At 37.8% G+C, this 22,653-nt stretch carries 23 protein-coding genes; 13 read left to right on the top strand and 10 right to left on the bottom strand.

Annotated elements, in window-relative coordinates; all coding sequences use genetic code 11:
- Positions 1–38: 38 nt before the first annotated feature.
- The 4 genes from hemW to IW16_RS09180 form a co-directional block, all read right to left on the bottom strand.
- Positions 39–1,163 (bottom strand): radical SAM family heme chaperone HemW, encoded by a 1,125-nt coding sequence (gene hemW, locus IW16_RS09165; protein ID WP_084694519.1) that lies wholly within the window; start codon positions 1,161–1,163, stop codon positions 39–41.
- 51 nt (positions 1,164–1,214) lie between these two features.
- On the bottom strand, positions 1,215–2,165 hold the full coding sequence (locus IW16_RS09170; RefSeq protein ID WP_034742471.1) for a PorP/SprF family type IX secretion system membrane protein: 951 nt from the start codon (positions 2,163–2,165) through the stop codon (positions 1,215–1,217).
- 51 nt (positions 2,166–2,216) lie between these two features.
- A complete protein-coding gene (locus IW16_RS09175) occupies positions 2,217–3,290 on the bottom strand; it encodes an RluA family pseudouridine synthase (RefSeq protein WP_034742474.1) in 1,074 nt (357 codons plus the stop codon).
- Between the two features lie 72 nt (positions 3,291–3,362).
- Positions 3,363–4,451, bottom strand: a complete 1,089-nt coding sequence (locus tag IW16_RS09180) for a PASTA domain-containing protein (RefSeq protein WP_034742477.1) — start codon at positions 4,449–4,451, stop codon at positions 3,363–3,365.
- Between the two features lie 154 nt (positions 4,452–4,605).
- Here IW16_RS09180 and IW16_RS09185 point away from each other — a divergent pair, with 154 nt between their 5' ends.
- The 3 genes from IW16_RS09185 (at position 4,606) to IW16_RS09195 (ending at position 7,001) form a co-directional block, all read left to right on the top strand.
- Positions 4,606–5,589, top strand: coding sequence for a D-alanine--D-alanine ligase (locus tag IW16_RS09185; protein ID WP_034742831.1), 984 nt, complete (start codon positions 4,606–4,608; stop codon positions 5,587–5,589).
- 149 nt (positions 5,590–5,738) lie between these two features.
- A complete protein-coding gene (gene coaD, locus IW16_RS09190; RefSeq protein WP_034742480.1) occupies positions 5,739–6,203 on the top strand; it encodes a pantetheine-phosphate adenylyltransferase in 465 nt (154 codons plus the stop codon).
- Between the two features lie 165 nt (positions 6,204–6,368).
- On the top strand, positions 6,369–7,001 hold the full coding sequence (locus tag IW16_RS09195; RefSeq protein ID WP_034742483.1) for a trimeric intracellular cation channel family protein: 633 nt from the start codon (positions 6,369–6,371) through the stop codon (positions 6,999–7,001).
- Between the two features lie 70 nt (positions 7,002–7,071).
- Here the strand turns inward: IW16_RS09195 and IW16_RS09200 are convergent, their stop codons facing one another.
- Together IW16_RS09200 and IW16_RS09205 are read right to left on the bottom strand one after the other, a co-directional pair.
- Entirely contained in the window at positions 7,072–7,641 is a 570-nt protein-coding gene (locus tag IW16_RS09200; protein ID WP_034742486.1) for a tetratricopeptide repeat protein, read from the bottom strand.
- A 75-nt stretch (positions 7,642–7,716) separates the two neighbouring features.
- A complete protein-coding gene (locus IW16_RS09205; protein WP_034742490.1) occupies positions 7,717–8,211 on the bottom strand; it encodes a dihydrofolate reductase in 495 nt (164 codons plus the stop codon).
- Positions 8,212–8,284: 73 nt separating this feature from the next.
- Between IW16_RS09205 and IW16_RS09210 the strand changes: the two genes are divergently transcribed.
- The 5 genes from IW16_RS09210 (at position 8,285) to IW16_RS09230 (ending at position 12,721) form a co-directional block, all read left to right on the top strand.
- Positions 8,285–8,890: a LemA family protein gene (locus IW16_RS09210; protein ID WP_034742494.1), complete on the top strand. Its 606-nt coding sequence runs from the start codon at positions 8,285–8,287 to the stop codon at positions 8,888–8,890.
- A gap of 2 nt (positions 8,891–8,892) precedes the next feature.
- A complete protein-coding gene (locus IW16_RS09215; RefSeq protein ID WP_175550361.1) occupies positions 8,893–9,321 on the top strand; it encodes a TPM domain-containing protein in 429 nt (142 codons plus the stop codon).
- Positions 9,302–10,117, top strand: coding sequence for a TPM domain-containing protein (locus tag IW16_RS09220; protein WP_034742500.1), 816 nt, complete (start codon positions 9,302–9,304; stop codon positions 10,115–10,117). Before IW16_RS09215 ends, IW16_RS09220 begins: the two co-directional genes overlap by 20 nt.
- A gap of 189 nt (positions 10,118–10,306) precedes the next feature.
- Positions 10,307–10,828, top strand: a complete 522-nt coding sequence (locus tag IW16_RS09225) for an NAD(P)H-dependent oxidoreductase (protein ID WP_034742503.1) — start codon at positions 10,307–10,309, stop codon at positions 10,826–10,828.
- A gap of 3 nt (positions 10,829–10,831) precedes the next feature.
- Positions 10,832–12,721, top strand: a complete 1,890-nt coding sequence (locus IW16_RS09230) for a monovalent cation:proton antiporter-2 (CPA2) family protein (RefSeq protein WP_034742506.1) — start codon at positions 10,832–10,834, stop codon at positions 12,719–12,721.
- A 17-nt stretch (positions 12,722–12,738) separates the two neighbouring features.
- On the opposite strand, the gene IW16_RS09235 is transcribed toward IW16_RS09230, so the two are convergent.
- Both IW16_RS09235 and IW16_RS09240 read right to left on the bottom strand, forming a co-directional pair.
- Positions 12,739–13,191 carry a hypothetical protein gene (locus tag IW16_RS09235; RefSeq protein WP_131327866.1) on the bottom strand — a complete coding sequence of 151 codons (453 nt, stop codon included), beginning with the start codon at positions 13,189–13,191 and terminating at the stop codon, positions 12,739–12,741.
- A gap of 249 nt (positions 13,192–13,440) precedes the next feature.
- The gene (locus tag IW16_RS09240; protein WP_034742511.1) at positions 13,441–14,265 is read right to left on the bottom strand and encodes a head GIN domain-containing protein; all 825 of its coding nucleotides are present in this window, start codon (positions 14,263–14,265) and stop codon (positions 13,441–13,443) included.
- A 58-nt stretch (positions 14,266–14,323) separates the two neighbouring features.
- Here IW16_RS09240 and IW16_RS09245 point away from each other — a divergent pair, with 58 nt between their 5' ends.
- Together IW16_RS09245 and IW16_RS09250 are read left to right on the top strand one after the other, a co-directional pair.
- Positions 14,324–16,465 (top strand): M3 family metallopeptidase, encoded by a 2,142-nt coding sequence (locus IW16_RS09245; RefSeq protein WP_034742514.1) that lies wholly within the window; start codon positions 14,324–14,326, stop codon positions 16,463–16,465.
- A gap of 179 nt (positions 16,466–16,644) precedes the next feature.
- The gene (locus IW16_RS09250; RefSeq protein WP_034742517.1) at positions 16,645–17,022 is read left to right on the top strand and encodes a YchJ family protein; all 378 of its coding nucleotides are present in this window, start codon (positions 16,645–16,647) and stop codon (positions 17,020–17,022) included.
- Between the two features lie 42 nt (positions 17,023–17,064).
- Here IW16_RS09250 and IW16_RS09255 read toward each other — a convergent pair whose 3' ends face one another.
- A complete protein-coding gene (locus tag IW16_RS09255; RefSeq protein ID WP_034742520.1) occupies positions 17,065–17,565 on the bottom strand; it encodes an FKBP-type peptidyl-prolyl cis-trans isomerase in 501 nt (166 codons plus the stop codon).
- 114 nt (positions 17,566–17,679) lie between these two features.
- Positions 17,680–17,931: a VF530 family protein gene (locus IW16_RS09260; protein WP_034742523.1), complete on the bottom strand. Its 252-nt coding sequence runs from the start codon at positions 17,929–17,931 to the stop codon at positions 17,680–17,682.
- A 119-nt stretch (positions 17,932–18,050) separates the two neighbouring features.
- Here IW16_RS09260 and IW16_RS26615 point away from each other — a divergent pair, with 119 nt between their 5' ends.
- From IW16_RS26615 to IW16_RS09270, 3 genes are all read left to right on the top strand, one after another.
- A complete protein-coding gene (locus IW16_RS26615) occupies positions 18,051–18,203 on the top strand; it encodes a hypothetical protein (RefSeq protein ID WP_165571975.1) in 153 nt (50 codons plus the stop codon).
- Between the two features lie 191 nt (positions 18,204–18,394).
- Positions 18,395–19,600 (top strand): metallophosphoesterase family protein, encoded by a 1,206-nt coding sequence (locus IW16_RS09265; protein WP_034742527.1) that lies wholly within the window; start codon positions 18,395–18,397, stop codon positions 19,598–19,600.
- A 2-nt stretch (positions 19,601–19,602) separates the two neighbouring features.
- Entirely contained in the window at positions 19,603–22,638 is a 3,036-nt protein-coding gene (locus IW16_RS09270) for an AAA family ATPase (RefSeq protein WP_034742530.1), read from the top strand.
- Positions 22,639–22,653: the final 15 nt, after the last annotated feature.

The raw sequence follows: 22,653 nt of genomic DNA on the forward strand, positions 1-22,653 counted from the left end.
TTATTTAATGTATACTTTCAAATATACATTAATAAACGTTATACCAAAAATAAATCTGAAGCGATTCCATCAGCCATAAACCAATGTTTTTCAGGTATTTTCAGATGATTATCTTCAGTGATCAAAATACCTTCTTCGATTTTCGATTTTATTTCATTTTGAAAATGATCAAGAATCTGATGATTGAATTTACTTTTGAGACTGTCAAGATCCACTCCCCAAATTGTTCTGAGGCCTATCATAATCATTTCATTGAACTGGTCTTGTTGTGAAAGGATTTCTTCTTCCTTGGCAAGAATCCCGGCATCCAGTTTTTTAATATACTGCTGATTGTTCGCTACATTCCAGCTTCTCACATCAAAACCATTATATGAATGGGCAGAAGGACCTATTCCCAGATACTCGTTATACTTCCAATAAGAAGAATTATGCCTTGAATAAAAGCCAGGTTTCGCAAAATTCGAAACTTCATAATGTTCAAATCCATTTTCTTTTAAAAAATCTGACAGATAATAGAACTCTCTATTCTGTTCTTCTTCTTTTGGACTGGCAATTTTGCCTTTAGCGATCCAGTTTTCCAATGCTGTTTTAGGTTCAACCGTCAATGCATAGGATGAAATATGGGGGATTTCGAGAGCTATTGTTTTGTTTAAATTTTCTTTCCAAATCTCCAAATTGGAGGTTGGCGAGCCATAAATTAAATCTATACTCAGATTTTCGAACCCAAAATCCTGGGCTCTTTTGATAGAACCTTCTGCTTCGGAAGCATTATGAGCACGATTCATTAGCTTAAGATCTTCCTCAAAAAAACTTTGTGTACCGATAGAAAGTCTGTTGACTGGAGATTTTGAAAGCTGTTTTAAGAAGTTTTTATCCAGATCATCGGGATTGGCTTCTAAAGTAATCTCAATATCCTTATCAAAACTGAAATACTTAAGGACTTCATCGATCATTGAATTGATCTCGTCCGCGGAAAGAATGGATGGAGTTCCGCCTCCAAAATAAAGTGACTTTAAATTTTTATTTTCCAATTCGTTTTTTCGCAGCCTGATTTCAGTCTTCATGGTAGTGATCATTTCATCCTTAAAATTTAAAGATGTAGAAAAGTGAAAATTACAGTAGCTGCATTTTTGTTTGCAGAAGGGAATGTGAATGTATATCATAAAAAAAGCTCTGAAAATTTCAGAGCTCAAATTTATTTAAATTAAATCAGATTAATATCTATATCCTCTATGATTAATAAAGTTATCAAAGTTATAACCTAAGCTCAGCATAAAGCTGTTTCCACCATAAGTCTGGATATCAGACATTCCGATGTTATAAGTTGCTCCGATCATTAGTTTATTAACTCTAACTTTAACAACTGGGGCAACCTGCAACTGCTGGCTGTCGAATCTGTTCTGTACCGTTCTGTAACTTACCCCGGCAGAAAATGAATTGATATCATTAAAGAAAGTAGCCATTAAGTTGTAGTCGATCATTCTTGTTGAATTCGTATTCAGGTTGATCAACGCTGATGGCGTTAAATAGATATTGTCAGCAAAATGCCAGTTATATCCTAAATTTAAGAAGAATTTAATTGGTGAAGGCTCAATTCCGTTTACAATAGCTTTATCATTACTTAAAGCAATATCGTTTACAGAGACTCCTGCAAAGATGTTTCTGTAGGTAGCAGCTGCACCAAAGTTGGCATAAGCCATAAAAATATTCCCTTCTTTTCCGATCAATAATGGATCGTAACCATCTTCAACATTCACTGAAGTATAGTCAAAGTTCATATTATAAAATGAAACACTGGTACCAAAAGAGAATTGGTCTTTTCTTTCTCCTTCACTACTTAGTGGAATAAAGTATGAAGCTCCCGCTGTAATACCGCCTGCAGAAATTGGTCCGTTACTGTCTCTAAAAATAGAGAGCCCTGCTCCTACTCTGTCGAAAATGTTCCCGTTGATTCCTATAGACTGCGTATTTGGAGAATCGCTAAACTTGTCAAATTGTTTGTGGTAATTAGCATTAAGCTGCACGTAATCGGTCTTTCCGTACTGAGCTGGGTTGAACAGGAATTCACCATCCAAAAGATATTGCTGATAGTATGGTAGTGATTCTTGTGCTTTGTATGCATTTGACAAAAGAGCTAAACATACGATAGCATATAGTTTTCTCATAACAAATCTTGATTTCAATTCAACAAATATAAAAAAATTCTCAATATATTTTTAGTTTTCTAAATAATTTCTCCATTTTTTTACGGCATCCGCCATATCTTCCGGCATTGGGCTCTCAAAATATAATTCCTTTTTAGTCGTTGGGTGTATAAACCCTAAAGTATGGGCATGGAGTGCATGTCTGGGTAGAATCTCAAAAACATTTTTTATAAACTGCTTATACTTAGGCAGATTCACTCCCCGAAGAGGGGTATGTCCTTCATATCTTTCATCATTAAACAAAGTATGACCAATATGTTTAAAATGTGCCCGGATTTGATGCGTTCTTCCTGTTTCAAGTTTACATTCCACCCAGGTCATATACCTGAAGCGTTCCAACACCTTGTAATGAGTCACTGCATGCTTACCATGGCTTCCATCCTCATAGACCGACATCTGCATCCTGTTTTTTGGATGCCTCCCTATATGCCCCTTAATCGTACCTTCATCTTCCTGAGGATTTCCCCAGACAAAAGCCCAGTACAATCTTTTTGTGGTTCTGTTGAAAAACTGTTTCGCTAAAAAGCTCAGTGCATATTCATTTTTTGCAACCACCAAAAGGCCGGAAGTATCTTTATCAATCCTGTGAACCAGCCCGACTCTGTCCAGATCAGATTTCTGTCCGTTCTTTTCAAAATGGAAAGCCAGTGCATTCACCAGCGTTTTATCCCAGTTGCCATGGCCTGGATGCACGACCATTCCCGGTTCTTTATCTACCACTACCAAGTCATCATCTTCATAGATGATCTTGACAGGGATATCCTGAGGAATAATTACATTCTCTCTTGGCGGATGGGTCAGAAGCACCGAGATCTGATCTCCGGGTTTTACACGGTAATTCTGTTTTACGGGGATTCCGTTTACGATTACGTTTCCTGCTCTGCAGGTTTGTGAAATTTTATTCCTTGAAGAGTTTTGTCTGTATATTAATAAGAATTTATCTATTCTTAACGGCTCTTGCTTTTTATCAACTATGATATTGAGATGCTCATACAATCCTTTATTTTCTTCATCAATATCGATGCTCTCCAAACTGTCGGAATCTAATAATTCTTCATCTAAGAAATCTTCGTTATCTTCTGCCATGATTTTATCTTTTTACGCAAAAGGCCCCAACATTTTGCAGTTGAAGCCTATATTTTATATAATAAATCGTTATTATTCTACTACTACTTTTTTAGCCTTTGGTTTTTGAGCTGGCTGCTGTGATGTATTTCCAGTCGTTACCGGCTTATTTGCCGACCCCTGATTGCCTGTCGCTGCAGTTTTAGGTTTTTCTGCTGCACTTCCGGCAGGTTTAGCTCCGCTGGCTGCACTCGTCTTGGGTGTCTCAGATTTAGGAGCTTCTTTTTTAGGAACAGGTACCGGCACTGGTGCAGGCGGATCATAACTTGGTGCAGACTGGCTTGGAGCTTCATCGTAATGCACAGGAGGCAGTGAAGTATCTACCTTCATACGGTAGATTGAATTCAGCTGTTCTACTTTAGCTCTGAGCTCAGCAGGTGTTCTTTTACTTGCCCAAAGATCTATCTGCATTCCCTGATCTCTTACATCTCCAGAAGCAGGATCCTGATAATAAATAATATCAGATTCATCCTTACTTCCATCTTCATGTTCTACCAATCCCACCTCAAACATACTTTTGGCAATAACAGCTTTCGCTTCTTTTACCGAAAGTCCGACCACACTAGGAATTGAAATATTCCTCATAGGTCCGGAGCCTACTACAACGTCAATCACAGAGAATCTCGGAAGACGTGATCCCGGATTGACAGCGTTACCTTTATATATTACCCTTAACAGGGCATCTTTCTGAATACTAGGTTCATAAATGGTATCACCAATCTTAAGACCTACCTGATCCAATCTCTGGAAAGCCAGTCCTGAATATTTATTGATTACATCCGGAACAGTAATAGGAGCCCATGTTCTTGGATTAACAACAATCCTTACCAGCGATCCCGGTTTTACACGCGAACTGGATAGAGGATGCATTTTTAAAACCTGAAAAGGCTTATATTTAGGATTGTACTCGGCACTATCTACTTCATACTCCAGTCCGGTATCTTCTAATATTTTAACGGCATCATACACCGATTTATTAATGACATTGGGTACAGGAATTTCCTGACCGTGATTGGTATGGTATTCCAACCAACGGAAAGTAAGCCACACCAATCCCACAAAAATACCGATGGCGACTACTAAATTCAGTAAAACTTTCCAATTGAAAAGTGATTTTAGCATACTTAAAAATACTTTAATTATAACGGCAAATATAGCTAATAATTTTAAATGTGCTTTTATTTAACACAATTCATTTCAATTTTAAAATTTCTGAATTTCCCTTATTGCATTACATAAAATGATTAAATTTGCCTTAATTGATACTATAATGGTTATGAGCAAAAAAAGTGTTGCCGTTGTCATGGGAGGCTATTCAGATGAATATGTGGTTTCCTTAAAAAGCGGTCAGTTGATCTACGATTCTCTGGACAGAAATTTATATGATGTATATAAAGTGGTCATTCTTAAAGATGAATGGTATTTCTTAGGTGAAAATGATAAAAAATATGAAATCAACCGCGGAGATTTTTCAGTGATATCTGATCATAATGAAAAATTGAAATTCGACGTATGTTTCAACATTATCCACGGAACTCCTGGTGAAAATGGAATTCTTCAAGCCTATTGGGATGCCATTGGACAGACCTATACAGGGTGTGATTTCTATCAGAGTGCATTGACTTTTAATAAAAAAGATACATTGGCTGTATTGTCTAAATATGGCATTCCTTCAGCAAAAAGCATTTATTTAAGAAAAGGTGAAGAGATCAATACCGATGAAATCATTGAAAGTCTTGGCCTTCCGGTTTTCGTTAAGCCCAACCAGTCCGGTTCATCACTGGGAATTTCAAAAGTAAAAGAAAAATCAGAATTAATTGCTGCCACAGAGATTGCTTTTAAAGAGGATAATGAAATCCTGATTGAAAGCTTCCTGGACGGAATGGAAGTTTCTGTAGGGGTTATCGATTTTAAAGGTGAAACCATCGTTTTAGGAATTACTGAAATTGTACCTACCAATGAATTCTTTGATTATGAGGCAAAATATGAAGGGGCTTCAGAAGAAATTACCCCTGCTAGAATTGACGATGCGACAAGAATCAGAGTAGAGGAAATCTCAAAAAGAGCGTACAATTCCCTTGGTATGAGTGGATTTTCAAGAAGTGAATTTATCCTTATGGACGGTATTCCCTACATGCTTGAAATGAATACCAATCCAGGATTCTCTCCTGCAAGCATTTTGCCCCAGCAGGCCAGACATTATGGAATATCACTTACAGATCTGTGTGGAAACGAAGTAGAAAAAGCACTTAATAAATAATAATAGAAGTTAGAAATTAGAGGTTAGAGAATGGAAGTTTGAAGATCGGAGATATAAACGACAGTACTATTACAATAAGTACGTTTTAATCCATCATTCAAAATTCATCCACCCACTCCTAACCCATAACTCATCATAACACGTAAAACATGAAAATTGCTGTTTTCCCCGGATCCTTTGATCCTATTACTCTGGGACATTATGATATTATTGAAAGAGCGGCTCCGCTTTTTGACAAACTGATCATTGCTATCGGGCAGAATTCCCAAAAAAAATACATGTTTCCCCTGGAAAAAAGAATGGAATTTATTCAAAATTCTGTGGCAGAACTTCCTAATGTGGAAGTTGATTTTTTTGAGGGATTAACGGTGGACTACTGCTTCGAAAAGAATGCACAGTACATTCTTAGAGGCTTGAGAAACCCTGCCGATTTTGAATTCGAGAAAGCTATTGCTCATACCAACCGAACTTTGGCCCACAAAAAACTGGAAACCATATTTTTATTAACCTCATCCGGAAAATCCTTCATCAGCAGCAGTATTGTAAGGGAGATTATCAATCACAACGGAGAATACGAATTGCTGGTGCCGGACTCTGTGAGGGTACAACGGTAAGTCATGTTTAATAGGTGATGAATTATGAGTAATTTCACTTATTGTCATCAATAAATATGTATCTTCATTACTTTGTTGAAATCATTTAATAGAGAATATGAAAACTGAAGTATAATGGCATAATTTTTAATACCCATTGCCCATTACCTATTACTCATACAATATATGCACGAACAGTTCAATTTTGCCATAGAAGTACTCGGAACTATTTCCTTTGCCATGTCAGGGAGTTTTGCAGCGATGCAGAAACGCCTGGATCCATTCGGTGTATTGATTATTGCGTTCGTGACTTCTGTAGGAGGTGGAACTGTACGGGATCTTCTTCTTGACATTCCGGTTTTCTGGATGCATGATCTGCTGACCTGTGCATTGATTCTTGGAACCAGCATATTTGCTATGATATTTAAGTCCATTGAAAAAAACTTCAAGGTAACCCTGTTTATTTTTGACAGTTTCGGGCTGGGATTATTTACTATAATCGGTGTACAGAAAGGACTCAATGCCAATATCCATCCACTGATTTGCATTGCACTCGGAACCATTACGGGTTGCTTTGGAGGGATTATACGGGATATCCTTTTAAACAGGATTCCGCTGATCTTCAGGAAAGAAATCTATGCCACAGCATGCATTGTAGGAGGGGCTGCATTTCTCTTGATGACTAAATTCATTCCGCTTTCCTATACATTTATACAGATCTTTACTATTGTACTGATCGTTGCTATCAGAACGCTAGCTGTAAAGTATCACTGGCAGATGCCCAAGTTCTATGGTTATGACCAAAACTCTGAGATGTGAAACCCTACTCATTTAAATAACATAAAAACGGCACCTGATCAGGTGCCGTTTTTATGTTTGTCTATTTTTCTTAGAAGGATTTCCCTCGCTGTCTCATATTAGGATTGTGCATATGTTTCTGCATAGACGGCATCTTCAGCTGATCTTTCATCATTTTGATCTGGTCTGTCATCATTCCTGCAGTGTCCAGTCTTTTTGCTTCTTCCAGAAGTTTCTGACCTTCCTGTCTTCTTCCTTTAGAAATAGCTGATGCAGCAAGATTCAATGTTGCCATGGCTCTGTCATGTTTCATATTCAGTCCGTATTCCAAAGCTTTTTTCATCAGAGGTTCTACCTTTGTCGGATGTTCCTGTGCCTGCGTAAGTCCCAATAAATAGTGGAAATAACCATATTGAGATTTATGCAGCTGAGCTTTATAATTTGTAATCCCATTTAACCACTCTGCTGCTTTTACCATATTCTGTTTTCTCAGCTGCCAGAAGGCTAAAAGGATATATTCATTTTTGATGAAAAGTAAAATAGGCAGTGCCGCCAGAAGGAATACTACGATTCCCCAGCCCAGACTTCTTGTGAAAATCATCATATAAAGTCCCAGAAGTATAAGAACTGCTGCAATTACAATTTTTATGTACTTATTCATTATTCAATTTTAAGAGTGCAAAGATAGAAAATTTACAGTTTAGAAGCTAGAGGTTATCGGTTAGAATTTTTATAACTATTCACTTTTGATTCGTTCAAATGTCTGGAAATAAAAATCGTATTGGTTCTTTTCATCTTTTTCATGAAAGACTTCTTCTGTTTTTTTCCAGGTATTCAGATTGATCTTGGGAAAGTAAGTGTCTGCTTCAAGATCAGCTTTCACTAAAGTCACCTCCAATCTGTCAACTATGTCTACGGTCTGTTCATAAATATTTCCACCACCGATGATGAATATATTTTCATCGATTTTTTTAGCAAATTTCACAGCTTCTTTAACGCTTCCTACAATCAGTACTCCCTCTTCAAACCAGTTTTTCTTTCTGGAAATAACAATATTAGTACGGTTAGGCAACGGCTTCCCTATGCTTTCATAGGTCTTTCTTCCCATAATGACAGGATGTCCGGAAGTTATATCTTTAAAGTGTTTTAAATCTTTGGGAAGGTGCCACAGCAGTTTGTTTTCAAAACCGATCTCGTTCTTCTCTCCCATTGCCACCACTATTGTTGTCATTCTAATAATTTTTTACAAAATTAGCACATAATTTGTATATTTGATTAGCACAAAAAATTAAAAAAAATAAACTATGAAAAATAAAGGCTGCCTGAGCGCAGGAACTATTGGTATTGCTCTGCTAATCATTGTAGGTGTAATTTTCTTCTGGGGGAAAAACGGTTATAATAATTTTGTTTCGAAAGAACAGAATGTCAATTCTAAATGGTCTAATATCGAAACGGTATATCAAAAAAGAGCCAATCTTATTCCTAACCTGGAAAGAACAGTAAAATCTTATTCTAAATTCGAACAGGAAACACTGACGAAAGTTGTTGAAGCACGTTCTAAGGCGACTTCTATCAACATCGATCCTACGAATATGACCGAAGCTGACCTGGCGAAATTTCAGGCTGCACAGGGAGAATTATCCGGAGCATTAAGCAGATTGATGGCTGTGGTAGAATCTTATCCTAATTTAAAGGCGGATCAGCAGTACATCAACTTTCAAAGAGAATTTACGGCTATAGAAAACAGCATCAGAACCGAGACTGTTTATTATAACGATGCTGCGAAAGATTACAATACAACGATCAAAACGTTCCCGAATAATATTCTGGCGAATTTTACCAACTTTAAAGAAAAACCATTCTTCAAGGCGGAAGCCGGAGCCGAAAAAGCACCTGAAGTATTTAAATAATAATGAACCGATTTCTGACCAATCAGCAGATTACTTCCCTTGTGGAGGCCATACAGTCGGCAGAAGAACATTCTACAGGCGAGATCAGGGTACATATTGACTCGAATACGGAAAACAAGAGTGCACAGACTGCATTTGAAGTTTTCAAAGAACTCTGTATGAATAAAACCGCCGACAGGAACGGCGTGCTTTTTCATGTGAATTTTGAACAGAAATATCTAACCATCATTGGTGATATAGGAATTCACGACAAAGTACACCAGTCGTATTGGGACCACCTCCATGACTATATCACTGCTGAATTTTCCAAAGGAAATTATTATAAAGCTTTAAAAAGCGGAATCCTGGAAACGGGTCTTGAATTAAAAAAATATTTTCCTGTTCAGGGAAAAAATCCCAATCAGCTGTCCAATGAAATTACGTTCTCTTAAACTTGTATTTTCATTCATCTTCTTCTGCTTTTACACTTTTGTATCAGCACAATACACGATTCCGCAAAAACCAGCGGTCCTATATCCTGTATTTGATGAAGCAGAACTGCTTACGCAGCAGCAAAAAGATGAGCTTAACCACAAGCTGATCAAATTTGCAGATTCTACTTCTACGGAAATTGAAGTGATCATTATTCGTTCCACAAAAGGGGAAGACGTCAATTTTCTGGCGACCATGTTCGGCGAGCAATGGAAAATCGGAAAAAAGGGAGTGGATAATGGTGTTGTTTTCCTGATTGCCACGGAAGACAGAACGATGTCCATTCAGCAGGGAAGAGCTGTAGAACAATACCTCACAGCTTCTGTAGCGGGACAGATTCTTGATTATATTGTCACACCCAATTTCAGGCAGGGGCAATGGTATGAAGGCATCAACAGAGGAACCTCAGCAATCATGGAGGCTGTTCAGGGAAAGTTCAAACCTACAGAAACCTCAGCACCTTCCGGCAATGGAAGTGCATTTAAGATTCTTCTTATCGCATTTGTTATCTTTATCATTATCGCTATTATCTTTGGCAACAGAGGCGGTGGAAGAGGTGGCGGCAATAATGACGACGACGACGTGATCATCACCAGAAGAGGCCGAAGAAATTATCCTGGTGGATTTTTCCCATTCCCGGGCAGCTTCGGAGGAGGCGGTGGCTTCGGAGGCGGAAGTTCCGGAGGTGGTGGCGGATTCGGCGGTTTTGGCGGCGGCGGAAGCTTCGGCGGCGGCGGTGCATCCGGCGGATGGTAACTAAAAATTAACAAAATTCAATATAATCGGGCTAACTGCCCGATTTTTTATTTAATATGCTAAAATGAGATCATTTCTTTGTTTTATCTTAATGTTAAATTCATCTTTACATATTAAAAAATTAACAAAACCGCTTAAAACCCATCTTTTATCCAATTTTTTTTCATTATATTTACGGAAAAGAGGTTTATGAAGAAGACGCTGGTAGTTTTTGCACATCCCTATTTAGAGCACTCCAATTCCAACGTAGAGCTTTTTAATTTCTATGTCCGTCACCAGCACTTTACCCTTAGAGATCTTTACGAAGAATATCCGGATTTTCACATCGCTGCATTCAGGGAGAGGAAGAGGTTACGGAACTATGACCGTTTCATTTTCCAGTTTCCGCTCATCTGGTTTGGAATGCCACCATTATTACGATTGTGGATTGATGAAGTATTCGACAGAGACTGGCTTAGGGAGGGGGAAACCAATCCTCTGGAAGGTAAAGAGGTCTATATTCTGATAACCACCGGAGGCAAAGAAAGGTCTTTCACCAAAAACGGAACTTATCAATACACTGTAGAAGAACTTATTAGTGGACTCATTGTATCACTAAAAGTTTTTAAAGCTGATATAAAAAATATCAAGATCGTTTACGAAGCCAATAAACTGAGCAAAAAAGACATTATTTTACATAATAAAGAATTTACAGAACTTCTCAATCAATAGCATATGGAGTCCAGCCTGGCAATGAATACATTACTTTTCTTAGGCGTAGCCATTATTATGGTTCCGCTGGCGAGAAAATTTGGCCTAAGTTCGGTGATCGGATATATTTTAGGAGGTATCATCATTGGTCCCTACGTTCTGCGGCTTACCGGAAAAGATGTGAATGACATTATGCACGCCAGCGAATTTGGTGTGATCATGCTTCTTTTTTTAGTTGGACTTGAACTTGAACCCCGGAAATTCTGGGAAATGCGGAAGAAAATTATGGGGCTCGGACTCACTCAGATGCTTCTGACCATCTCACTCCTTTTCCTCGTTTTCATCACTGCCGGATGGAGGATAGATAAAGCCATTGCTATAGCTATGTGTTTTGCTCTTTCGTCTACCGCAATCGTACTTCAGACCCTGCAGGAAAAGAATAATTTTAAAACTCTGGCTGGAGAAGCCTCATTCTCTACCCTCCTGTTTCAGGATATTGCTGTGATTCCTATTCTCGCTATCCTGCCAATCATTGCTAATTATAAAGCAAGCCATCATGATAATGAAATCCAGATTATTATCCAAAAACTGCCGGAATGGCTGCAGGCAGGAACCGTTATTTTAGGTGTTGCTGTTTTGATTCTTTTGGGTAGATATGTATTTGTTCCTTTCTTAAGATACGTTTCAAAGTCTGGAATGACCGAGCTATTAACTGCTTCTTCCCTATTCCTTGTGATTGGAGTTTCAGAACTTATGGCAGCAATAGGACTTTCGCCGGCGTTAGGGGCATTCCTTGCCGGAGTAATGCTCGCCAACAGTGAATTCCGCCATGAACTGGAAGCACAGATCAACCCTTTTAAAGGGCTGCTTTTGGCAGTATTCTTTGTAAGTGTAGGTTCTACCATCAATTTCAATATCATTCAGCAGGATCCTGTGTTTATTTTTTCCACTGTCTTTGCGGTTCTGATCGTGAAATTCGTGGTTCTGTATGCTATCGGAAAATTTTTCAAAATCGATACTCCGCAAAGTTTGTTTTACGCATTTGCCCTTTCTCAGGTAGGAGAATTTGCTTTTGTACTGATCAACTATGCGTCGGATCTTTATCTGCTAACTCCCGAACTTAATGCACAAATGATGGCTGTCACTGCAATCACCATGTGCATCACTCCAATCCTGCTGATCATCAACGACAGATTCATTACCCCAAAATTCATCAGAGAAATACCTGATGAAGAGAATGATTTTAATATCCTGGATAATGATATCAGCCAGAAGAAGATTATCATTGTCGGTTTCGGGCACTTCGGAAGTACGGTAGGCCGTCTTCTGAAAGCGAATAAAATATCAGCCACAGTGTTAGATCGGGACTCTGACCGGGTGAAACTGCTGAGAAGCTATGGTTTTAAAGTATATTATGGAGATGCAACGAGAATACCAACGTTAAGGGCTGCAGGAATTGAAGACGCAGAAATTTTAGTTTTATGCCTTGATGACCGGAATGACAATAAATTCATTGCAGATCTTGTCCGTGAACATTATCCGAAGGTCAAAATTTTTGTAAGGGCTAAAAACAGGATCGATGCTTACGAGTACCTCAACACCGGTATTGAAAACATTTACAGAGAAACACTGGGAACAGCCGTAGATATGGCCGTAGATGTTCTGCATGAAACAGGTATGAGAAAATATGCGGCCAGACGTCTTGGACAAAGATTTATGGCTATAGACAAAGATTCAGTCCGAAGGCTGGCTAAAGCAAAGGAAAGTGACGATGAAATCTTACTGTTTACCACAAAAGAAATCCTCCAGCGTGAGGAGGAACTACTGGCTTATGACAATCTTAATTTTGATAATAGAAACTGGGAAGGTTCCTCTTCAGTGGATGAGGAAAACGAGGATGAAAGTGAAACATAATTTCCAGATTGGACAGGTTAGAGATCTTCTAAAAACTGCTGATCTTTATTCCAGAGCTTTTTCTTTTTCAGTAAGGCCACCACATATTTCTTCAATTCATCAGATACCGTTCCCTGAAAAAAACAGGGATCTATTTCCTGCCCATCTTTATCTGCATAAGGTTTACATTCTTTTTTGCTTACCATTAAATTTTTTGTTTCTGAAGAAATGGTAACAGTTTGAACCATTTTATCTTCTTTGTAAAAATCCAGCTGAATGTCATATTGATTGGGTAAAGCATGGCCTGATTTGGGGGTCCTCAATAATGCAATGAGTTTTTGTTTTTCTGTCCTATTCAGACTTGCGGAACCAGTCTTTGTTATACTTTCTCTGACATCTTCATTTAATGGATAACTCAACTTTGTAATACTATCCTTCTTATAAACTGGAGGCTCCGTTGTTTTATCTTTAAAAGATATTATGGATATCATTATTCTATCCGAATCTTGTACAAAAAAATTATAATTTTCAAACTGCTGAGAAAATACATATGAAGAAAAACAAACAAATATAAAAGTACACAGGATATTTCTTTTTTTCATTTAATAATAGAATTAAGGTATGGAATCACGAGTAGGTATCAATTCAAAGTGATGTTATTTCTTGCACTTTATAAAAATAAAACCCTGATTGAAACTGACATCAATCAAGGTTTTTTATGATTTAAGTAAAATATCCCTTTATTGAATATTTACGCTTCCGCCACTACTTTCATGTTTGGTAATATTTTTAAGTTCACCTCTTTTAGAAACATCTACACTTCCTCCCGAAGATGCTTCGGCATTTAATGAATTAACAGCACTGATCTGAATGCTTGCACCGCTGGATGCATCAGCTTTTACGTTGTCTGCAATAACATCTTTGGCAGAAATGCTACTTCCTGATGAAGAACTGATATCAGCATTTTTACTTTTCCCTGAAATATCAAGGCTTGCTGCTGAAGATGCTTCAATATCAAGATCCACCGCCCATATTTTCCCGCTGTAGCTGCTGCTGCTTCCCGCTGAAATATCAAAATCATTGGCTTCCAAATCCCCTGAAACGCTAGCTGCACTGGATATATCGATGCTTAATTTATCTTGTGTGAATTTATCTTTTATCTTGATACTTGCTGCTGAATTGGCAACCAGCTTTGTAAAATCTTTCGTGTAGATCTTAGCTTTCACATTATGGCTGTTCATCACTCTTATCCCTTTTTTGTAATGGATATGAAGCTTCCCGCCGTCGTTGTCTACAAGGATTTCATTAATGATATTTTCCGGGGCAGAAATAACTACTTTCTCAGTTTCTGATTTGATTACTTCAGCATCAATAGCCTGTGAAACTTCTATTTCGTCAAAATCTCCGTTAAATACTTTCTCTTTAACCGGGCCATTGTCTTTGTCGATCACTTTGTCTACCCAGCCACTATTACTATTATTGTCATTGTTTCTTCTATCATGTTTTTCATTACATGATGCCATCAGCGAGAAGGCTGAAAGTACAAAAAGAGTTGTTGATTTCATGTTTACTGCTTTTATAAATTAAGTTTTAATATCTTTATACTTTAATAACAACTAATTTATGAAAAATATTTCATCGGTATTGTTAATTTCTGCGCTGGCACTTAACCAATCTTGTACTACAATGAAGAAAACCGATACTCAACAGGAGATTCCTGTTACCGATCCATCTTTATCTTCAAACCCTTTTATGAAGAAAAGTAAGCTTCAGTACGAAGCTCCGGAATTCGATAAAATAAAAAATGAACATTTTAAACCTGCTTTCGATTTTGGCCTTAAACAGCACGATGCTGAGATCCTGAAAATCGCCAATAATCCTGAAGCTCCTACTTTTGAAAACACAATTGTAGCCCTTGAAAAAAGTGGCGAAGTTTTAAAAAGAGCTACTATAGTATTTTCTAATCTTACAAGTGCCAATACCAATCCTACCCTTCAGGCGTTAGATGAAGAATACGCTCCCATATTTGCTGCGCATTCCGATAAAATGTACCTGAATGAAAATTTATATAAAAGAATAAAGTCGATTAAAGAAGACGGATTAGATGCTGAAGGTAAAAAACTTGTACAGTTTTACAAACAAAACTTTGAAATTGCAGGCGCAAATCTTTCTGCAGCGGATAAGGAAAAATTAAAGCAGATCAATCAGGAGATGGCTTCACTTTCTACTCAATATGCCAATAAGCTATTGGAAGCAAGAAAGCAGGGCGGTGTATTTTTCTCTGATGCTAAGGAGCTGGACGGGCTTTCAGCGGACGAGATCGAAGCTGCAGCAACTGATGCTAAAACAGCAGGACAGCCTGGAAAATATTTACTTGCACTTCAAAATACAACACAACAGCCTCTTCTTCAGAATCTGAAGAACAGAACAACGAGAGAGAAACTTTTCAAAGCATCCTGGCTGAGAGCTGAAAAAGGTGATGGAAACGATACCCGTGAGACCATTGAAAAACTAGCCAAACTGAGACTTAAAAAGGCACAGACTTTAGGTAAAAAAAGCTTCGCGGAATGGAAACTTCAGGACCAGATGGCTAAAACACCGGAAGCAGCAACTAATCTGATGAACCAAATCGCGACTCCTGCTGTAGAAACAGCAAGACGTGAAGCTAAAGATATTCAGGATCTGATCGATCAGCAGAAAGGAGGTTTCAAGGTAGAACCATGGGACTGGAATTTCTATGCAGAGCAGGTAAGAAAAGCAAAATATGATCTTGATGAAAACCAGATCAAACCTTATTTTGAAGTGACTACCGTTTTGGAAAAAGGAGTATTTTATGCTGCTGAAAAGTTCTACGGACTTACTTTCAAAAAGAGAACTGACCTTCCGGTTTATCACCCGGACGTGGTAACCTACGAAGTTTTTGACCACGACGGAAAATCTATTGCAATCTATTATCTTGATTTCTATACCAGAGATTCTAAAAACGGAGGGGCATGGATGAGTAATTTCGTTGAGCAGTCTTACCTTTTAGGAACAAAGCCTGTAATTGTCAATTGTTATAACTATCAGAAACCAGCACCGGGGAAACCTTCACTGATCAGTTATGATGATGTTTCTACGATGTTCCATGAATTCGGACATTCTATCCATGGGATGTTTGCAAGCCAAAAATATCCATCCCTTTCCGGGACCAGCGTTCCGAGAGACTTTGTAGAATTCCCTTCGCAAATCAATGAGCACTGGGCTTTAGATCCTATCGTTCTCAAAAATTATGCGATCCACTACGAAACCAAGCAGCCGATTCCTCAGGCTTTGGTTGAAAAAATTAAAAAAGCAGCTACTTTTAATCAGGGATATATGACGACAGAACTTGTTTCTGCGGCGGCTCTGGATATGGACTGGCACACAGTAACCAGTGAAAGTCAGCTGATTCCAGTTCTGGATTTTGAAAAACAGTCATTAGCCAGCCACGGATTTACTTTAGCTACCGTGCCTCCAAGATATCATACTCCTTATTTTGCTCACATCTGGGGCGGAGGATACTCTGCGGGGTATTATGCTTATTTATGGTCGGAAACCCTTGATAATGATGCATGGGAATGGATCAAGAGCAATGGCGGTCTGACCAGAGAAAACGGTGACCGTTTCAGAAAATACATTCTTTCTGTAGGAAATTCGGTAGATCTTAATCAGGCATTCAGAGATTTCACAGGACATGATCCGGATATCAAACCTTTATTGAGAAACAGAGGTTTTATAAAATAATTTGTTAAAAGCATTCGTTTTCGGATGCTTTTTTTATTTAACCGCAAATCTCATCAATGTTTCAGTAAGAACGCCCTTATTCTTGTGCAAATTTTGCAGATCATCAAGATGTTTGCATTATTATTTTAATCTGCATGACACAAATAAATCGTGTAAATTTGTGCTTTAAAATGTATAAAATGAATTGTCCCTGCTGCTCAGGAAAATCTTATGAAGAATGCTGCCAACCTTACCACACGGGAGAAAAACATGCTCCAACTGCGGAAGCTTTAATGCGCTCACGTTTTTCTGCATTTGCAATACCGAACGGAAAATACCTTATGGAAACTACATATCCGGCAAAAAGAAAGTATCACAATACAGAAGACCTGCAGGAATGGGGAGAAATTAATGAGTGGACAAAACTGGAAATTATAGATAAGCCTTCTGTCAGTAAAGTTGAATTTAAAGCTTTTTATACTGATGAAGAAGGAAATCAGCAGCTCCATCACGAATTGTCAAAATTCAAAATGATTCAGAACCGTTGGTTTTATGTGAGTGGAGAATTTTTAGAATAAAAGAAAAAAATGTCCGGAAAAAATCCGGACATTTATTATAGTTTAGTGAGCCTCAGTCCCGTCAATTCCATGAGCGTGACCATGCGTCAATTCTTCTTCTGTTGCAGGACGTGTATTTACAATTTCCACCTGGAAATCTAAAACTTTCCCAGCCATTGGATGGTTAAGGTCAGCGATTACTGCTTCAGGTGTTACCTCTACTACAAATGCCTGGAAATTATTTCCCTGACCATCTGATAAAGGTAAAATAGCTCCTATAGGAGGAACTCCTGATTCCTGGAACATATCGATAGGCAACTGCGTGATAGAGTTTGGATCCTGTTCTCCGTAAGCTTCTTCCGGCTGAATGACAAAAGCTGCTTTATCACCAGCTTTAAGGCCAAGGATATTTTGTTCAAATTTTGGAATCATCATTCCTACACCATATAAAAATGTAAGTGGGTTTTCTGCTGTTGTTTCTTCTACAAGAATTTTACTTCCATCTTCTTCGATCGTGTGAAGTATGTAGCTTACTGCTACAACATGGTTGTGTTCAATTGTCATATTTTATCTTTTTTTTCGCGATGTTTTTCACGATTAACGGCACAAATATACTATTTTTGAAATGATTGGATGTTTAAAACCTGTTAAAACAAAAATCTTAAAACAGCATCCTTTTTACTTTCCGTCTTTTGTTTCGTTTCGTTTTTTCTGTCTCAGCACAAAGAGGTACAGACTTTCTACTTTGGTTCTCGCCCAATCTGTTTTTCTTAAAAATTTCAGAGAAGAGTTGATGCTCGGATTATCAGTAAAGCACTTGATATTGATCTGCTCACCAAGTTTTTCGAATCCTTCATAGTATTCTACCAGTTCTTCAAGAATGGCATCGAGCCTTTTTCCGTGTAAAGGATCTTTTGATTTTTCTTCCATAACGCAGTAAAATTAAAATATTTTATCCGACTTAGCGACTAAAATTGTTTAAACTCCCAATCTTTAGTATTTTTGATGAGTGTATTTTTACCTAAAAACTATTCATTCCGAAAATAAATATGAGCAAAAATAACGAGGAAAACCGGAAAAAACATAAAAAGAAAATTGATCAGAAAAAACGTAAAATACAAAATGCAGAAGCAGAAAGGAAAGCACGTTTAAAACAAATTCGAGAAGATTTTAGAGCCAGAGAAGCCGATAGCAAACCATAATAATCATTAATATTTTGAAACCTGGCGGCTTTGAAACCCATTAGGTCAGAAACTGTAAATTGTCTTTTGCTACAGACAAGGTTATTTTCCAAATGTAATTTACTGTCAGTTACAAATAAAGCTTAAATTAAGGTAATCCCTATCTTTAAAATTACATTTCATATTTACTTTAAAACAATAATAGAATTTTCATGAAAATCCTCCACACCGCAGATTGGCATTTGGGAAAACGACTGGACAGATTTTCCCGTCTGGAAGAACAGATTTCAGCAATGGAAGAAATCATCTGCATTGCTGATGAAGAGCTTGTTGATCTTATTCTTGTTGCCGGTGATCTCTTTGATAATTTTACACCAGGTACAGACGCTGTCGAACTGTTTTATAAAACACTGAAACGGTTATCAAAAAATGGACAACGTCCCGTGATCGCTATTTCAGGGAATCACGATTCTCCCAACCTCATCAATGCACCTGATCCGCTTGCCCGGGAATGCGGTATTATTTTAATCGGTCATCCTAAAACCGAAATTCTACCTTTCGCAACGGAACATTTCAATATCATCAACTCCAAAGCAGGATTTCTGGAGCTTAAGCTTACAAATACAGATTTCCCTGTACGGATTTTACATACTCCTTACGCCAATGAGATCCGCCTGAAAGAATATTTCGGTGAAAATAAGGAGGAAGAGATTAATAAAGTACTTTCTGAAACCTGGAAGGAACTGGCAGATCAGTTTTGCGATACGAACGGCATTAACCTGCTGACGGCTCATCTATATATGAATAAGAGAGGAGCTGAAATTCTGGAAGAGCCGGAAGGTGAAAAACCCATCAAGATCGGAAATGCAGACCTCATCTATTCGGATATCATTCCTGAACAGATCCAATATACAGCGCTGGGACATCTTCATGCTTTTCAAAATATCGGAACACAGGAAAAGCCTGTTGTCTATTCCTCTTCTCCTCTATGTTACAGTTTTAGCGAAGCAGGACAGACCAAATATGTTTCAATCATTGAGGCAGAACCGGACCAACCTGTATCATTCGTGAAGAAGCCTCTAAAAAGTGGAAGAGCTTTGGTAAGAAAAACCTTTACCTCGGTTGAAGATACCGTTCACTGGCTTACCGGAAATCCCAATACATTTATTGAATTAACACTGGAAAGCGAAACGTTTCTAACAGCTGACGAAAGAAAAATGATTTATCAGTCGCACAACGGTATCGTTCATCTGATTCCGCGAATTAAGAACAGGGAACTTACTGAACAGGAAAATCCTGAAATTAATCTGAATCAGAATATTGAATTCCTGTTTAAAGATTATTTCAAATCTAAAAATGGAGGCCAGGAAGCCAATGAAGAACTTATGAATTTGTTTAACGAAATTTTAAATGCCTAAGCATGATACCTGTCCAATTAACGATCGAAGGTCTGTACTCCTATCAGGAACGCCAGACCATAGACTTTAAAAACCTTACAGATGCCGGATTATTTGGTATTTTCGGTGCTGTAGGTTCCGGAAAGTCATCAGTGCTGGAGGCTATTTCTTTTGCTCTATACGGTGAAACAGAGCGTTTGAATATGCGTGATAAAAGGGCTTATAATATGATGAATTTGAAGTCTAACAGTTCTTATATAGAATTTGATTTTATCAATTATGAGAATAAATTATTCCGCGCCACCAGAGACTTCAGAAGAAATTCGAAAAAATTCGAAGATGTAAAACCGTATTCTGTAACATTCTACGAGCAAATTGATGGTAAATGGATTCCTTTGGACCATACCAATGCGGAAACTGTTATTGGCTTAAGTTATCCTAATTTTAAAAGAACCATCATCATTCCACAGGGGCAGTTTAAGGAATTTCTTGAATTGGGTGCTGCAGAGCGAACGAATATGATGAAGGAAATCTTTAGTCTTCAACGTTATGATCTTCAGAACAATGCTTCTGTTTTGTACGGAAAAAACAGGTCTGAACTCGATCAGCTTGAAGGGCAGTTAAAAGGTTTTGAAGAAATTAACGAAGAAAATATTCAGCTTCAAAAAGGATATCTGGTAGAAGAGCAGAAAAAGTTCGGGGAATCCAATCAAAAGTTTGAAGAGATTTCAACGACCTATCAGCAGCTGAAAAATTTAAAAACAGATTTTGAAGGTTTAAAACAAAACAGAGAGCAATTTGGTAAGCTATCCGAACAGAAACCTCGGATGGATGCATTGGAGGCACAAACAGAGCTTTATGATAAAGTTTTCAGGATATTCAATCCTTTAATTGCTGAGAAAAATAAACTTTCCAAAGAAATTGAAGTCAAACATAGTGAAAAGGAACTTCAGGTTAAAACTTTACAGGAAACTGAAAAGGATTTTAAAGCAATTACAGAACAGCTTTCAATTCTTGAACCACAGTTTAAAGCATTGGAACAATCCAGGGCTCAGGAAAACGATCTGAGTCTGATGGTGAAAATTCTGACATTCTCCAAAGAGATCAAAGCTCTTAAAGACAGAACAAAAATAGGTTCTGAAAAGGTAAAGGAAGTCGAAGACAACAGAAATATTATTCAGAAAAAGATCGATACATTCTCTAGGGATGTAGAAATTCTGAAGGAACAGAAGCTGGATCCGGTTGTACTTACAGCTGTTGGAAACTGGTTTATACAGCAGAAAAACTTCAAAAAATCACAGCTGGAGCAGATCAGTAAAATTGAAAACCAGCAGAAACAGATTACAGAAATTTTGGAGGAGCTGAAACGTTTTTCTTTTCATGAAAATTTCAGAGAAGATTTCAGTACTCATAAGACTGCTCTGGAAATTAAGAAAAAAGAGTTTTCGCAAAAACAGGATCACTTAAAGATCCAAAAGGAACTTTCGCATTTTGCCAGTGAACTTCACGATGGTGAATCCTGCCCTCTTTGCGGTTCTGAGGAACATCCCAATATCGTGGAGTTTCAGGATGTACATACCGAATTACAGGAAATTCAGGAGAAAATCCAGGGTATAGAACAGGAGTTGTTGAAGAACCAAACTCAAGAGGCTGAAATTGAGAAAATTTTAGCCCGAAAAAAAATATTTGAAGAACAGCTTATTGCTGAACAAAAAGCGTTGGCTGAGATTCAAAAAAATATTGAAAGTCACATTCAGCATTTCGTTTGGAAACCTTTCAGTCCGGATCAGGAAGAAGATTTTGAAAAAAAACGCTCGGATTCTTTTGCTCTGGAAAAAAAGATTGAAGAAATCAGCCAGCAAGTTACTTTAGAAAGGGAAACTTTGGAAAGTGAAAGCAAGACCTTAGATAAATACAGAAGCGCCCTGGAAACTTTCAGACTGGAAGAAGCAGCCAAACAAGAACAGATTAACATCAACCGCTCCAACCTGAAAACGCTGGACTGGATAAGCTATGAGCAAAAAACCGTAGCTGAGGTTGAAGATGCTTATCAGAAGCTATCCCAATTTAATACAGAAACGGAACAAAATTACCAAAAGGCATCACAACAGGAAAAAGTACTTGCACCTAAACTTGCTGAACAAAGAACTCTCGTCAATCAATCTGAAAAACAGATTACGGAACTTGAAAAAGAAATTTCAGAAAATAAGGAAGCGATTACTTTAGCGCTAACCGAACATAATTTTGCAGACTTTAAAGAAGCAGAAAATATTTTAGGTCAGAAGATCAATGTACAGGATGAGAGAACCAAGATTCAAAAATTTAAAATTGATTATGAAACTTTAAAGAAGGTCATTGAGGGTCTTGAATTAAAGCTGAAAGGACTTACATTCGATGATGAGCAATTTTCTCTGGCTGAAAAACAGTTCACTGAAGCTCAGAATGATCTGAAACAGATGAATGATTCTGTTGTAAAAATCAGGTCAGAAATTGAAAGACTGGAAAAGGAATTCCTGAAGAAAGAAGAGTTGCTAAAGAATCTTACCAGTCTTCAGAAACGTTCCGAAAATTTAAAATTGATGATGAACCTGTTTAAGGCAGCCGGCTTTGTACAATATGTCTCCTCCATTTATTTGAGACAGCTTTGCGATCATGCCAATGTCCGTTTTCATAGAATGACGAGAAACCAACTGAGTCTTCAGCTGAATGAAAGTAACGATTTTGAGATCATCGATTATCTTAACGAAGGCAGAAGCAGAAGTGTAAAAACTCTTTCGGGAGGACAGTCTTTTCAGGTCTCTTTAAGCCTGGCTCTTGCATTGGCAGAAAGTGTTCAGGCCAATGCACAGGCCGACAAAAATTTCTTTTTTATAGATGAAGGTTTTGGAACTCAGGATACGGAATCCGTCAATATAGTATTTGAAACCCTGACGAATCTGATGAAAGAAAACCGAATTGTAGGAATTATCTCGCACGTGGAAGAGCTTAAAGAAAAGATTCCAACGGCACTCAACATTGTGAAGGATGAGGAAAGAGGAAGCTTAATTGAAATTGTATAGACTTTGGATATCAAA

This window comes from Chryseobacterium vrystaatense (assembly GCF_000737765.1).
In the GTDB taxonomy this organism is placed as follows: domain Bacteria; phylum Bacteroidota; class Bacteroidia; order Flavobacteriales; family Weeksellaceae; genus Chryseobacterium; species Chryseobacterium vrystaatense.